14 protein-coding genes are annotated in these 12,348 nt (G+C 70.7%); 2 read left to right on the top strand and 12 right to left on the bottom strand.

Annotated features, from left to right (window positions below; genetic code table 11):
• Nucleotides 1-70: 70 nt before the first annotated feature.
• The 3 genes from GA0070620_RS02360 to GA0070620_RS02370 all read right to left on the bottom strand — a co-directional run bounded on the left by GA0070620_RS02360 (nucleotide 71) and on the right by GA0070620_RS02370 (nucleotide 3,097).
• Complete coding sequence (locus tag GA0070620_RS02360) at nucleotides 71-640, bottom strand: nucleotidyltransferase family protein (RefSeq protein WP_091588080.1); 570 nt, start codon at nucleotides 638-640, stop codon at nucleotides 71-73.
• A gap of 26 nt (nucleotides 641-666) precedes the next feature.
• A complete protein-coding gene (locus tag GA0070620_RS02365; RefSeq protein WP_331713218.1) occupies nucleotides 667-1,230 on the bottom strand; it encodes a P-loop NTPase family protein in 564 nt (187 codons plus the stop codon).
• A gap of 97 nt (nucleotides 1,231-1,327) precedes the next feature.
• Nucleotides 1,328-3,097 carry an LVIVD repeat-containing protein gene (locus GA0070620_RS02370; protein WP_091588083.1) on the bottom strand — a complete coding sequence of 590 codons (1,770 nt, stop codon included), beginning with the start codon at nucleotides 3,095-3,097 and terminating at the stop codon, nucleotides 1,328-1,330.
• Between the two features lie 309 nt (nucleotides 3,098-3,406).
• On the opposite strand from GA0070620_RS02370, the gene GA0070620_RS02375 reads away from it, so the two are divergent.
• The gene (locus tag GA0070620_RS02375; protein WP_091588086.1) at nucleotides 3,407-4,057 is read left to right on the top strand and encodes a DUF305 domain-containing protein; all 651 of its coding nucleotides are present in this window, start codon (nucleotides 3,407-3,409) and stop codon (nucleotides 4,055-4,057) included.
• Between the two features lie 38 nt (nucleotides 4,058-4,095).
• Here the strand turns inward: GA0070620_RS02375 and GA0070620_RS02380 are convergent, their stop codons facing one another.
• The 5 genes from GA0070620_RS02380 to GA0070620_RS02400 all read right to left on the bottom strand — a co-directional run bounded on the left by GA0070620_RS02380 (nucleotide 4,096) and on the right by GA0070620_RS02400 (nucleotide 7,961).
• Nucleotides 4,096-4,854, bottom strand: a complete 759-nt coding sequence (locus tag GA0070620_RS02380) for an SDR family NAD(P)-dependent oxidoreductase (protein ID WP_231922170.1) — start codon at nucleotides 4,852-4,854, stop codon at nucleotides 4,096-4,098.
• A gap of 39 nt (nucleotides 4,855-4,893) precedes the next feature.
• The gene (locus GA0070620_RS02385; RefSeq protein WP_091588092.1) at nucleotides 4,894-5,877 is read right to left on the bottom strand and encodes an NADP-dependent oxidoreductase; all 984 of its coding nucleotides are present in this window, start codon (nucleotides 5,875-5,877) and stop codon (nucleotides 4,894-4,896) included.
• Between the two features lie 68 nt (nucleotides 5,878-5,945).
• Nucleotides 5,946-6,692, bottom strand: a complete 747-nt coding sequence (locus tag GA0070620_RS02390) for a DsbA family oxidoreductase (protein ID WP_091588095.1) — start codon at nucleotides 6,690-6,692, stop codon at nucleotides 5,946-5,948.
• A 122-nt stretch (nucleotides 6,693-6,814) separates the two neighbouring features.
• On the bottom strand, nucleotides 6,815-7,507 hold the full coding sequence (locus GA0070620_RS02395) for a TetR/AcrR family transcriptional regulator (protein WP_091588098.1): 693 nt from the start codon (nucleotides 7,505-7,507) through the stop codon (nucleotides 6,815-6,817).
• Nucleotides 7,500-7,961, bottom strand: coding sequence for a nuclear transport factor 2 family protein (locus GA0070620_RS02400; protein ID WP_197677525.1), 462 nt, complete (start codon nucleotides 7,959-7,961; stop codon nucleotides 7,500-7,502). Before GA0070620_RS02400 ends, GA0070620_RS02395 begins: the two co-directional genes overlap by 8 nt.
• Nucleotides 7,962-8,487: 526 nt before the next feature.
• Between GA0070620_RS02400 and GA0070620_RS02405 the strand changes: the two genes are divergently transcribed.
• On the top strand, nucleotides 8,488-9,150 hold the full coding sequence (locus GA0070620_RS02405) for a nuclear transport factor 2 family protein (RefSeq protein ID WP_091588101.1): 663 nt from the start codon (nucleotides 8,488-8,490) through the stop codon (nucleotides 9,148-9,150).
• A gap of 124 nt (nucleotides 9,151-9,274) precedes the next feature.
• Here the strand turns inward: GA0070620_RS02405 and GA0070620_RS02410 are convergent, their stop codons facing one another.
• The 4 genes from GA0070620_RS02410 to GA0070620_RS02425 all read right to left on the bottom strand — a co-directional run bounded on the left by GA0070620_RS02410 (nucleotide 9,275) and on the right by GA0070620_RS02425 (nucleotide 12,319).
• Complete coding sequence (locus GA0070620_RS02410; RefSeq protein ID WP_231922172.1) at nucleotides 9,275-10,270, bottom strand: DUF1152 domain-containing protein; 996 nt, start codon at nucleotides 10,268-10,270, stop codon at nucleotides 9,275-9,277.
• A gap of 153 nt (nucleotides 10,271-10,423) precedes the next feature.
• On the bottom strand, nucleotides 10,424-11,140 hold the full coding sequence (locus GA0070620_RS02415) for a hypothetical protein (RefSeq protein ID WP_091588103.1): 717 nt from the start codon (nucleotides 11,138-11,140) through the stop codon (nucleotides 10,424-10,426).
• Nucleotides 11,133-11,645: a SigE family RNA polymerase sigma factor gene (locus tag GA0070620_RS02420; protein ID WP_091588105.1), complete on the bottom strand. Its 513-nt coding sequence runs from the start codon at nucleotides 11,643-11,645 to the stop codon at nucleotides 11,133-11,135. Before GA0070620_RS02420 ends, GA0070620_RS02415 begins: the two co-directional genes overlap by 8 nt.
• Nucleotides 11,646-11,659: 14 nt before the next feature.
• Nucleotides 11,660-12,319 carry a hypothetical protein gene (locus tag GA0070620_RS02425; protein ID WP_091588107.1) on the bottom strand — a complete coding sequence of 220 codons (660 nt, stop codon included), beginning with the start codon at nucleotides 12,317-12,319 and terminating at the stop codon, nucleotides 11,660-11,662.
• Nucleotides 12,320-12,348: the final 29 nt, after the last annotated feature.

Genomic DNA, 12,348 nt, shown 5'->3' on the forward strand with positions numbered 1-12,348 from the left:
GACCGTCGGAACCGCGACACATCATCGGCCGCGTCACCGGCGCCGCCCACTGCTGGCCTCGAAGGTTCCCTCAGGCGACGACGCGCACGCCGGGCCACCGTTCGCCGGGCCGGTGGCGGGCCAGTCGTTGCCGGGAGACCTCGGGGCTGACCCTGCTCGGATTGCGCCGCCACACCCCGTCGAGCAGGTCGTCGAGACCGTATGGCGCGCAGACCACCACCTGGTCGTCCGCGTCGAGGCGTACGGCCACGGCGGTGGCGTACTCGGGCCACGTGGCAACCGCCTCGGCGATGGTGCGCAGCGGAGCCACCGGCTCGCCCCCGAACCTCCCGGCGTACCAGGTGTGCACGGCCGCCTGGTTCGTCGCCTCCCACGGCGGATCCGGCCAGGCCGCCACCAACCGTCGCGTCGCACGGTCGTCGTTGTCGCGGTCCAGGTCCGTCGCGTCGAAGAAGACGACGTCGATGTCACGCACCGACGCCGGCGCGAAGCCCTCGCCGTACCGCTCACCCCAGACGAGGTCGCGGACGACGCCCGCACCGATCCACGCGTCCGGCAGGCCGGAATCCCGCACGACGCCCAACGCCCGGATCAGCCAGGGGCTCCGCCGGACCAACTCCCGTAGCTCGTCCTCCCGCACGCTCCCACCTCCGGATCCCACCGCCGTCAACGCGGTTCTCTCGCACTCGCCGGCAGGTCGGCCAGCCACCGTTCCACCTCGGCCGGGTGCCGCAACAGCAGCACCGGTGGCCCCGAGGAGCCAGCCTGCCAGGCCCGCATCCGCCGCCGTTCCCGGCCGAAGCCGGTCAGGTGCCACACCAGGATCGACTCCGTCGACAGGACGCTGCCCCACGACTCACGGTTGCCGTTGCAGATCACCTCACCGCTGGCGACACGGCGGAGGGTGCGGCGCAGCAGCCACCCGAAGGACCGCCACCGCGGGTGGTCCAGCCCGATGATCACGTCGGCGCGGGCGAGCGGCACGTCCCGCCATCCGTGGTACGCCCCGTCGAGGATCCAACGGTCCCGACGGCAGATCTGCTCGATCCGGCGGCGCTGTTCGGCGACCGGCACCTCGACCCAGCCGGGCTCCCAGAGCAGGTCGTCGACCGGATACCAGGGCAACCCGAGGCGGGCGGCCAGCCGTGCCGCCATCGTCGACTTCCCCGAGCCGTGGATCCCGTAGACCAGGACGCGGGAGACGGCGGTCATCGCGGGCAGCGTACGCATGGGACGAGTCTGCGTCAGCGGCGCGGCGCCGGCACGACAGGCTCCGGCCCGGCGGATCCCGCCGGGCCGGAGTGTGACGTTCAGCGGTCTGAGCGGATCAGCTCGTCCGCACCGAACCGTTGACCTTGCTGTCCCGCACGGTGGCGCCGATCGCGTCGACCGAACCGTTGACGCGGCTCTCCACGATCGACACCACGGAGGCGCCGCTGGCGTGGATCGAACCGTTGAGGGTCGAGTCGAACACGATCAGGCCCGCGCCCGGGGCGACCTTGATCGCTCCGTTCACGGTTGCCCCGTCCAGGCAGGTGACGCCGGAGGTGACGGTCAGGCCACCGTTGCGCCGCGTGGTCAGGACGGTGGTGCAGGCCGGGTAGCTGGGCTGGGTCTGGACGTTCAGCTCCGCGAAGGAGTACGCCCGCGCGTTGTTGGTACGCGGGTCGTCCAGCTTCAGGACGTCCAGGCCCTTCTGGATGTCGTTCGAGTAGATGTAGCCGTTGTGGTAGTAGGTCGACCAGGCGCCACCGAGGATCCGGCGGGTGTCCGAGAGCGGGCCGCGCTCCCAGTAGGCGATCTCGACCGGGTTGGCGGAGTCGGTGAAGTCGATCACCGAGATGCCGCCCTGGTACCAGGCCTGGACCATGATGTCCCGGCCCATCGCCGGGATCAGCGAGCCGTTGTGCGCGACGCAGTTCTCGAGGGTGGTGTTCAACCGCGGGATCTTGAAGTAGCTGCGGAACACCAGCTCGCGGTCGGCACCGGAGCCCACGATGTCGTAGATCGCGTCCGCGCCCTGGTTGGTCCGGTAGCTGCTGGTGCAGATCGCGCTGCTGCCGCCGCCGAGCTCGTCGGTGAAGATGACCTTGGTGCCGCTGTTGTTGAACGTGGCCGAGTGCCAGAACGCGAAGTTCGTGTCCCGGACCTGGCTGAGGACCACGGGGTTCTCGCGGTCGGAGATGTCGAACAGGACGCCGTCACCCATGCAGGCGCCGGCGGCCAGGTCCAGCTCCGGGTACGCGGTGATGTCGTGGCAGCCGCTCGTGTTGCCGGCGCCGGTGGTGCCCGGGAAGAGAACCGGGGTGGCCACCACGGCGGCGCTGGTCGGGTTGTCCAGCGGCACCTTGACGATGGAGATCTTGTCGTGCGGGGGCTTGCAGTAGAACGCGCCGTTCGACGGGCCGTAGGACTGGATGTAGACGTAGACGCTCGTGCCGTCCTTGCTCGGCACCAGCGTCTGGGTGTGCGACCCGCAGTCGGTCCGGACCGACTTGATGTAGCGCGGGTTCGCCTTGTCGCTGATGTCGAAGATCCGGATGCCCTCCCAGGAACTCTGCAGGGCGGACGACGCGCTCGTGCTGCTGCACGAGTCGTCGCTGCGGGGAGCGTCGACCGCGAGGAACAGCAGGTTGCCGAAGACCGACGGGTCACCCTGCGAGCCGGAGCAGACCACCTGGCTGACCACCTGCGGCGAGGTGGGGTCGCTGACGTCGAAGACGTTGAAGCCCTCGTAGTTGCCGGCGAAGACGTACTTGCCCTGGAACGCCAGGTCCGAGTTGTACGCCCCCTCGGCGGCGAAGCCGCCGAACTTCGGGATGTTGGCGATCTGCCGGATGTTGTCGCTGCTGGAGATCTCGTCGACGCCCGGGATCTCCGCGGCGGCGGTCACGTCGTTGGCCGCCTCCTCAGCGATGCAGTACTCGGCGAAGTTGTCTCCGGCGGCCCGGAACGACTCGCAGTTGTCCGCGCCGGCCGCCGAGTCGACGGCGCCGCTGGCCGGCACCGCCGCCCCGACGGCGGCGAGGAGGAGGGCGCCGGTGGCGGCGAGGCCGATGGCCAGCTTCCGGCGTCCCCGTGGGATTGGTTGGGACATGTAGCGACACCCTTCGTCGTGGTGAGCAATGGGTAACGGGACGATAACCCTGACTCGAAACTCAGCCGACGCGGTTTTTGATCACGCTTCGGCAACACGACGAGATTTGTTGGCGCTCAAATAACCGCAGGTCAGGCAATAGAGCCTTTTCGCTGTCGAGGATTCCGCCGCCGCTGGTCAACCCCGCGCTACCATCCCCGCCAACCTCGGACGTACGGCGGGAGTCGAGTTGTGCTAGGTGGACGGATCCGGGCGTTTTCCCGGCAGTCGCGGACGATTGTGCTGATTGAGTTCGGCGTTCTCGCGGTTGTGGCAATCGGGGCGGTATTGGCGCTCGGGTGGCCCGGCGGCGGCGCACCGCCCGCGGCGAAGACGGACGCGCCGCAGTCGCTCGACCTGCCCGGCCTGCCGGACTCCACCGCGCCGGTGCTGATGCCCGGGCGTCCCGGCGAACCGGCGGCGAGCGGCCGGGCGAACGAGATGACCCCGGCGCCGCGCGCGTCGCACAACAACGCCGACATCCGCTTCGTCACGATGATGATCCCGCACCACGAGCAGGCGCTGGTGATGGCCCGGCTCGTCGCGGACCGGAGCGAGAATCCTCAGCTCAGGATCATCGCGGACCGGATCCTGGCCGCCCAGGAACCGGAGATCAGGACGCTGGAGACCTGGCTGACCGACCGGGGTCTGGACCGCACGTCGGGTGGCAACCACCAGCACACGATGCGGGGGATGCAGCCGGCGGAGGCGTTGAGCCGCCTCACCGCCGCCCGAGGGGTCGAGTTCGACCGGATGTTCGTGAGCATGATGACCGACCACCACCAGGGCGCGATCGACATGGCGGGGGAGGTGCTGGCGCTGGGTGTCGATCGCACCGTCAACGAGATGGCCAGCAGCGTCGTCGTCGAACAGGGGGCCGAGATGAACCGGATGCGTCAGGCGCTGGGCACCGCGAACTGACGCTCCGGCACACCTCGGACGACCCCCGGGCGTCGCGGTCAGGCGGCGGTCAGGCCGCCGTCGGTCGCGAGCGCCGCACCGGTGATGAACCTGGTCTCGTCGCTCAACAGGAACGCCGCGAAGGCGGCGATCTCCTCGGGCTGCCCGATCCGCCCGACCGGGTGCATCGCACCGAAGCCACGGATCGCCTCCTCGGGGTCCGGACCCAGGGCACCGCGCAGCAGCGGGGTGTCGACGCCGCCGGTGACGAGCGCGTTGATGCGCACCCCGGTGGCGGCCACGTCGAGCGCCGCCGACCGGGTGAGCCCGACCACGCCGTGCTTGGCGGCACTGTAGGCGGCCATGCCGGCAGCACCGGTGACCGAGACGTTGGAGGCGTTGTTCACGATCGAGCCGCCGCCGGACGCCTGCAGCGCGGGAATCTGGTACTTCAGCCCGAAGAACACGCTGTTGAGGTTGAGCGCGAGCTCGGCGGCCCAGGCATCGTCGTCAACGTCGGTGATCGGACCGGTCGCGGTGGCCGCGCCCACGTTGTTGAAGGCGCCGTCGAGCCGGCCGTAGCGGTCGACCGCCTGCCGGACCAGCTGCTCCACCTCGGAGCCGACCGTCACATCGGTCGGCACGAAGATCGCCTCTCGGCCGGCGGCCCGCAGCTCGGCGACGAATGCGTCACCGGCCTCCTTGCCGCGGGCCGCCAGCACGACCTTCGCGCCCTCCGCGGAGACCCGCTCCGCGACGGCCCGCCCCATTCCCGAGGTGGCACCGGTGACCAAGATGACCTTGTCCGTGAAACGCATCGACACAGTAGATCCTTTTCTGACTGTTGATCGGGTGGTTCAGAAGGTGAGGACGAGGCGGCCGCGCACGCCGCCGGCCTCGAAGCGGCGGTGGGCGTCGGGTGCGTCGGCGGCGGGCAGGGCCTTCGCGACCCGTGGGATGAGCACACCTGACTCGGCGAGGCGGCGGATCTCGTCCAGCTTGTCCGCCCGGCCGGCGTACTCGGGCACGAACGGGGTCAGGATCCTGATGCCGCGGCTGCTGTCGACCTCGTAGCCGCCGGGCTCGCCGGACTGGCGGATCCGAACCAGAGTGCCGCCGTCGCGGACGGCGTCCAACAGCCGCGGACCAACCAGCGCCACGTCCACGACCGCGTCCACACCGCCCGGGAAGTGCGCCAGGATCCGGTCGGCGACCTCGGGACCCCGGGCCACCACGTGGGACGCGCCGGACTCGCGGACCAGGGCCTCGTCGGCCGGAGCGGCGTCGGCGACCACGGTCAGCCCGGCGTGGCTGGCCATCTGGACCAGGTAGCTACCCAGTGTTCCGGCAGCGCCGACCACGGCCAGCGTCGAGCCCGGCGCGAGGGCCAGCTGGTCGAGCGCCAGCAGCGCGGTCAGTGAGTTCATCGGCAGGGTCGCCGCGCTCTCGTGGCCGACCCCCGCCGGCGCGCGGACGACCCAGTCGGCCGGCAACACCAGGTGCTCCACGTAACCACCGCCGCTGTTCTCCAGCGTGCCCTCGGCGGTCGGGGTCACCGGCAGGACCATCGCCATCACCGCGTCACCGATCGACAGGTCGGTCCGCGTGTCCGGGCCGATCTCGTCGATGACGCCCGCCGCGTCCATTCCGGGCACGTACGGTCCCGGCACCCCGGCCAGCGCCGTCGCGTGGACACCGGAGCGCAGCAGGGTGTCGGAGGGATTCACGGCGGCTGCCCGCACCCGCATCCGCACCTCACCGGGACCGGCGTGTGGCTCCGGCAGGTCGAGGACCTGCAACACCTCCGGTCCACCGAACTCGTTCAGACCAACTGCTCGCACGACTGTTCCTCTCGTGTTCCTGGTAAGGGGTGACCAGCCCGGACCGGGCTGGGGAAGATCACCGGCCACTACGCGGCGGGCGCCGTGCCCCGGTCCGCCGTGCGGGGCGGTGGCACGTCGCAGGCGCCGTCCGCGTCGCATCCGGCCTGGTCGTCCGCGCCGACGATGACCAGGTGCGGGCGGCCGTCGGCCCAGGCCCGGTCGAGCACCTCGGCGAACGCCTCGGTCGACTGCGCGCCGGCCACGCCGTACTTCCCGTCGACCAGAAAGAACGGCACGCCGGTGACGCCCAACTGCGCGGCCTCCGCCTCGTCCCTGCGCACCTTCTTGGCGTACGCCAGCTTGTCGGCGAGGACGGCGCGGACCTCGACCTCGTCCAGACCGGCGCGGACGGCGAGCTCCACCTGGTGCTCCGGGTCGTAGATGGACCGCTCCGACGCGAAGTTGCCCTCGTAGAACAGGGCCAGCAGCTCCTCCTCGAGGCCCCGCGTCGCGGCCAGGTGCAGCAGCCGGTGCAGGTCGAAGGTGTTGCCGTGGTCCCGGAAGTCGACGAGGTACCCGAGCCCTTCCCGGCGGGCGAGACGCCCGAGGTTCTCCTCGGCCGCCCGGGCCTGCGCCGGGTTCAGGCCGTACTTCTTCGCGTGCGCCGGCGCGGTGGTCGAGCGGGTCTCCGTCAGGTGGGGATCGAGCTCGAAGGAACGATGCACCACCTCGACGTGCTCCCGGTGCGGGAACGCGGCAAGGGCCTTCTTGAATCGGGCCTTGCCGATGAAGCACCACGGACACGATATGTCCGACCAGATGTCGACACGCATGGTTCTCCTCCTGCGGAGTGAAGGCTGTTCGCTGGGGTGGGATCGCCCTGGGCCGGCGTGGCATCTCCCGCGCGCGGGGGCTCCGCGCACACGGCGTGGTGCGCGGTGTGGGGCAGGTCGGGCTATGCGGGAGATTCCCCGTTCGTCGCGGGTTCGGTCATCCCGGGGTGGATCTGGGGGCCAGGCCCCTGGAGAGGGCTCCGCCCGTGGACTCGCATCCCGTCGAGCACGATGGCGATCACCCGGCGCCAGCCGTCCGGGCCCGCGTCGATCCCGAGGCAACGGTCGACGTCGAGCGCCGCGCGTGAGCAGATCAGGACGTCCTGCCAGGTCACGTCCGGACGAAGCGCACCGGCTGTCTGTGCCCGCTCGGTCAATCGGAAGACCGCGTCCTGCAACGCCACGGTCCGCTGCGCGCGCTCCGGCGACACCGGTCCGTCGCACATGGCGGTGACCTCGGCCAGCCCTCGGCTGTCCCGGTGCGCTCCGGCAAGTGTCATCACGAACTCCGTCAGCCCGTCCCACGCGTCGGCGCGCTGCAGACACCGGCGCGCGGTGTCCAACAGCTCGTCGTAGAGGCCGAGCATCGCGCAGCCCAGCAGCGCCTCCTTGGTGCCGAAGCGCCGATACAAGGTGCCGACTCCCACGCCCGCGGCGGTCGCGATGTCCCGAGCCGAGACCTCGAGCCCCCGGGAGGCAACCGCCTCCCGGGTCGCGACGATCAGTTGGCGCCGGTTGCGCTGAGCGTCCATCCGGGCGCCCGGCACGCCGTCGGGGCGCGTCGTGGTGTCCGGCAGGCTGTCGAGGTCAGGCATCGGGGGCCCAGTTCTCCAGGGGGTCCATCCGGAATCGGGTGAGCAGCACCGAGTCGATCAGCCACTCCCCGTCGACCTTCTTGTAGGTCTCGCGGTACTGCCCGTAGCCGTTGTGCCCCTCCGGAGCGTTCGGGCCGACCGGGAAGGTCAGCAGGTCCTCCATCGCCCAGATCCCGGACGCCGTGTCCGGCCCCGTGATCTCGATCTCCGGCATGTGTCCGTGATGGACGGACGGAGCGGCGCCGGTGAGGTCGCGGATGGTGTACGCGAACTCCTGCGGCGACTTCCAGGTGATCCCGTCGGTCACCAGGTGGGCGTCGGGCGTGAACAGCGCGGCCAACTCGTCGTGCTTCTTCTCGTCGACGAAGCGGAAGTAGCGAGCCTTCAACTTCTTGATGCTCTCGACCGCTTCCAGCGCGTCCAGCCGTCGGACGATCTCGTCGAGGTGATTCATGATCGAGCCTCCCTTGCTTCTGGCACCCTTCCAACCCTTGATCGGACGACGCTCGTCCGGTTGGCTACCGTACCTCAAGAGGACGACGGTCGTCCGCATTTCCGAGCGGGTCCGCAGTGTGATCCAGGTCATCGCGTAATTCGGGGCAAATCCCTACCGGCAGCGTGGCAGGCGGGAGTCGTGCTCGGGTGGGAATCGGGCGCGGTCGCGATTGGCTGTCCTGCTGCGCACCCGGATTCTGCGCCCGGTGCATCGCTCCAGTGCACGTTGTCCTCGTCTGGCGGCGGGCCGACGTGTTCCCGGCGTGGCGGTGTCAAGGGTCACCTCGGCGCCTGGCCAAATAAGCGGACGATGCTCGTCCTCTTCGGTTAGGCTCGCTCGGAAACGGACGATAGTCGTCCGAATATAAGGCGCCGGATGGGCGCACACATCAAGCCCGTCGCACGGCCGGTCAGTTGATCTTTTCGCCCACGAGGCCGGAATCCACAGCTGCCGGCGCCGACGCGGCGACGAAAGGAATCACGTCATGGACAAGCAGGAAACCCGGAAGGCGACGACGATGCGTGCTCGGGTCACCGGAGCCGCCGCGGCAGCCGCGCTGCTGATCGGCGGCGGGGTGGGCGCGGCCTCCCTCCTCTCCGCACCGGCGAACGCACACGGGCACGGGCAGACGGTGAGCGCCTCCTCCAAGTCCCTCGGGGAACGCGTGCAGCGACTGGAGGACATCGAGGAGATCCACCAGCTCAAGGCCCGCTACTTCCGATTCGTGGACGAGAAGAAGCACGACGAGTTGGCCGCGCTGTTCACGCGCGACGCCAAGCTCGAGACCGACGGGATCACGTGGAAGTCGCCGCAGGAGTTCGCGCACACCATCCGCGACCTCACCGGCGCCGCGCCGTCGGCGCACTCGGGAGCGATGCCGGAGATCACCATCACCGGGCCGAACACGGCGTCCGGCATCTGGTCCATGGAGGACATCCTCACCTTCCCGGCCGGCCCGAACGCCCCGGAGGGGCACAACGGCTACGGGCAGTACCGCGAGACCTACAAGAAGGTCAACGGCAAGTGGCTGATCGATTCGGTCGTGCTGACCCGCTTCTGGATGGACCCGCTGCCCGCCTGGACGCCGCCGGCGACCACGGGCCCGTCGAGCACCACGACCCCGCCCGCAACCACGAACGGCAAGTGAGGCTGGTGGCGTATCCGGCCGCGCACCGGATACGCCACCCGGTGCCCGCAGCGGCCGGGCTCTGGCCGGCGAGTCCCGGCCAGAGCCCGGTCACGGGGACCGATGGGTGTCAAGCGTCGGACGGTCAGTGGGGGAACGCGCGAGGCACGCGGGCGTTGAGGAGCTCGTCCCGGAACGCCTGGATGCGGGTGATGACCTGTCGCCTGCCGATCGTGTGCTCGATACGGTCGAGGTAGAGGCAGCGGGCGGCGAGTTTGTCGAGGTCGACCGTGAAGTAGATCGCCATCAGCGGGTTGACGAACAGGTCGCCGCCGCCGGTGCGTCGGGTGAACCGGACGTCGCCGAACGCACCGCTGGTGGCGGCGGCGATCTGTCCCTGGACGATGCTCGGCCGCTCCGGGGTGGCGGCCTGGGCGTCGGCCACGGCGTCCCGGTACAACCGCGCTTCCCGGCTGGCACCGGGGATGGACAGGGCACCCAGGTAGCCGCCCTCGCGGTCGAGGGCGGCGAGGTTCTCCAGAACCTGGACGTGATTGACGCCGTCGTAGGCGTCGATGCCGAAGCCGAGGCTGCTCACCAGCTTGACCGGGACGTCCAGCGCGGTCACCGCGGCCAGGCTGGTGATGTCCTCGACCGGGGTGCCGAGATCGCTTTCGTCGCCACGCAGCAGGACGTCGGTGCCACCGTCGACCAGCACGATCGCGTCGATGTCGAGCCGCTCGACCAGATGCCGGTACGCGGCCCGCAGCGGCTGGACGCCCAGTGGCGGGAACGCGTACACGGTCGACGGCAGCTCGTGAGCCGCCAGCCACCGGGCGAGGGTCCCCTCGGGGAAGTACCAGTCCGGACTGACCGTGTCGGGCCCCACCGCCGCGACGTGTTCCGTCACCCACGCCTCCCGGTCGACCAACTCCAGCTCGGAGAAGGACAGGCTGGCCAGGTGCACCTGCGTGCCGCCGCGCCACAGGGCGAACGCCAGGGGCAGACCGGCGTACACGTCGAAGCCCCCGCCCGCGCCCGCGATGAGGACGTTCCGCGCCGGAGCCAGCGCGGCGAACAACGGCGGAACGCTCAGCGAGAACGCATCGAGGTCGGCCGGCAGGGCGGCGGGGTTCGTCACCGCCCAATGATCGACCGTGGCGGCGGCGTCCGCCACGGGCGCCCCGCGCCGCGTGCCGGTCCGAGGTCGACCCGGACGGCTCGGCGGAGGACGCCGCGGACCGGCTCGCCGTCGACCTGGGCCACAGCGACCAGGTCCGGCCGCGGAGCCAGCTCAGAAGCGGATGGTCTGCAGGCCGGAGTAGCCGCTGGAGGTGGTGATCAGACCGCCGTCGACGCGCAGGATGCCGTACGCGCCCTCCAGCTCGAACTGCCCCGAGTCGCCGGCCGGCACCACCCGCCAGACCTGGCTGGCGTCGTTCACCTCGCACGGCACGAGCTTCAGCGGCGGCGCCTGGGTGGCCGCCACGCACTGGTTGCCGAACGCCTTCGGAACGATCTGCACGCTGTTGACGGCGGTCGTCGGCGCCGGGTGGAGCACCATCTCGGTCGAGCTGTCCTTGGCGGTGCCGGTGAAGTCGACCGTCGCGTCGTCGCGGAACTGCATCCAGCGGTCGACGCCGTCGTCCGCCGCGTCGATCAGCACGCCGGTCTGCAGGTCGACACCGAGCTGCCGCAGCTGCGAAACGTCCGACGTGACGTTTCCGGTCGGCCGCGGACCCGGCCGGGCGGTGATGCCGGTGGAAGGGCTCACCGAGGTGCTCGGTGTCACCGCCGGCTCGAAGGGACGGCCCTGGTCGCCACCGCGGTTCACCGCGAGACCGGCGCCCAGCGCGGTGACCAGGACGACGGCGAACGCCGCCCCGACCGTCCGGTTGCGGCGTCGAAGTCCGGCCCGGCGCCGGATCTCATTCGCCGGCGCGACCGTCGCGCCGCGCTCCACCCGGTCGGCGTACGCGCGCAGCCCTTCCTGCAGATGGTCGTCACGCATCGCGGTGCTCCCGGCCCGTCTCGTAGGTGTCGCGGTCGGTCAGGTGGGCGGCGAGGGCTCTGCGCCCTCGGGCCAGCCAGGTGGTGATGGTTCCGGCCGGGATGCCGGTCTCCACCTGTATCTCGGCGACACTCAGTCCGACGAGATGGTGCAGCACGATCACCTGGCGCTGGCCGGCGGGGATCCGGCGCAACGCCCCGACGATCGCCACGTGGTCCGGGTTGAGCCCGTCCACGTGGTCGTCGGCGGCCTCCCGGCGGTGGGCGTGCAGCCGGTTCACCGCCTTGCGCCAGGTGCTGACCGCATGCCGATAGGCAACCTGGCGCACCCAGGCCTCGGGGTTGTCGTACTGGCTGATCTTGTGCCATCGGTTCCAGGCGCGCAGGTACGCCTCCGCCACGGAGTCCTCCGCCTCCGCCTGGCTGCCCACCATCATCGAGACGTGGGCGAGCACCCGGCGGGAGGAGGCGGCGTAGAAGGAGTCGAAATCCTCGGGGTCGCGCATGGAGATGGCTGTCCTCAGTCCGCGTACGTGATGGTCTGCAGGCCCGTGCGCCCCGACGGGCCGGTGGTCAACCGGCCGTCCTCGACGCGCAGGATGCCGTACGCGCCGCGCAGCTCGAACTGACCCGAGTCCCCGGCGGGGACGACCTCCCAGATCTGGGCACCGCTGCCGGTGGTGCACTCTTCCAGGCGCAGCGTGGCGCCGGGTGTGTCCGTGACGCAGTAGCCGTCGTCGACCTCCTCGCTCCAGAACGGCGGCTTCAGCAGGACCCGGTTCCTCTCGGTGACGGGGGCGGCGGTCAGCGACATCATCGTCGTGTTCGTGTGCTCGCCGCCGGTGAAGTCGACAGATCCGTCCCGCGCGACCTCGAGCCACCGGTCGACGCCGTCGTCCGCCACGTCGATCAGCACGTCCGCGTCGAGGGAGATGCCGAGCCTGCGCAGCTGTGAGAGGTCAGAGGTGCGGGCGTTGGTCGTGGCGGTGGGCGTCGTCGGGGCCGTCGTGGTGGGGGCCGTCGGCGACGACGGGCCGGTGGGCTCGGCCGGAGCGGAGACCGGCGCTTCCGTCGAGCCGCCGGCCCGGCCGCCGACCGCCTGGCCGTCGGTGTTCCCGGCGCATCCGGTGAGCAGGACGGCGCCGGTGAGGGCGACGACCCCGAGGGCGATGGGACGCATGTCAGTTCCCTCCGTGGTGGTTGGCGTGT

Origin of the sequence: Micromonospora krabiensis, assembly GCF_900091425.1 — a bacterium.
Classification (GTDB): Bacteria; Actinomycetota; Actinomycetes; order Mycobacteriales; family Micromonosporaceae; genus Micromonospora; species Micromonospora krabiensis.

Excerpts from the sequence above, each read along its gene's own strand:
- GA0070620_RS02365 (WP_331713218.1), bottom strand. The coding sequence starts at position 1,230 with ATGCGTACGCTGCCCGCGATGACCGCCGTCTCCCGCGTCCTGGTCTAC.
- GA0070620_RS02400 (WP_197677525.1), bottom strand. The coding sequence starts at position 7,961 with ATGAATCACCTCGACGAGATCGTCCGACGGCTGGACGCGCTGGAAGCG.
- GA0070620_RS02370 (WP_091588083.1), bottom strand. The coding sequence starts at position 3,097 with ATGTCCCAACCAATCCCACGGGGACGCCGGAAGCTGGCCATCGGCCTC.
- GA0070620_RS02415 (WP_091588103.1), bottom strand. The coding sequence starts at position 11,140 with ATGCGTGACGACCATCTGCAGGAAGGGCTGCGCGCGTACGCCGACCGG.
- GA0070620_RS02405 (WP_091588101.1), top strand. The coding sequence starts at position 8,488 with ATGGACAAGCAGGAAACCCGGAAGGCGACGACGATGCGTGCTCGGGTC.
- GA0070620_RS02395 (WP_091588098.1), bottom strand. The coding sequence starts at position 7,507 with ATGCCTGACCTCGACAGCCTGCCGGACACCACGACGCGCCCCGACGGC.
- GA0070620_RS02425 (WP_091588107.1), bottom strand. The coding sequence starts at position 12,319 with ATGCGTCCCATCGCCCTCGGGGTCGTCGCCCTCACCGGCGCCGTCCTG.
- GA0070620_RS02390 (WP_091588095.1), bottom strand. The coding sequence starts at position 6,692 with ATGCGTGTCGACATCTGGTCGGACATATCGTGTCCGTGGTGCTTCATC.
- GA0070620_RS02420 (WP_091588105.1), bottom strand. The coding sequence starts at position 11,645 with ATGCGCGACCCCGAGGATTTCGACTCCTTCTACGCCGCCTCCTCCCGC.
- GA0070620_RS02380 (WP_231922170.1), bottom strand. The coding sequence starts at position 4,854 with ATGCGTTTCACGGACAAGGTCATCTTGGTCACCGGTGCCACCTCGGGA.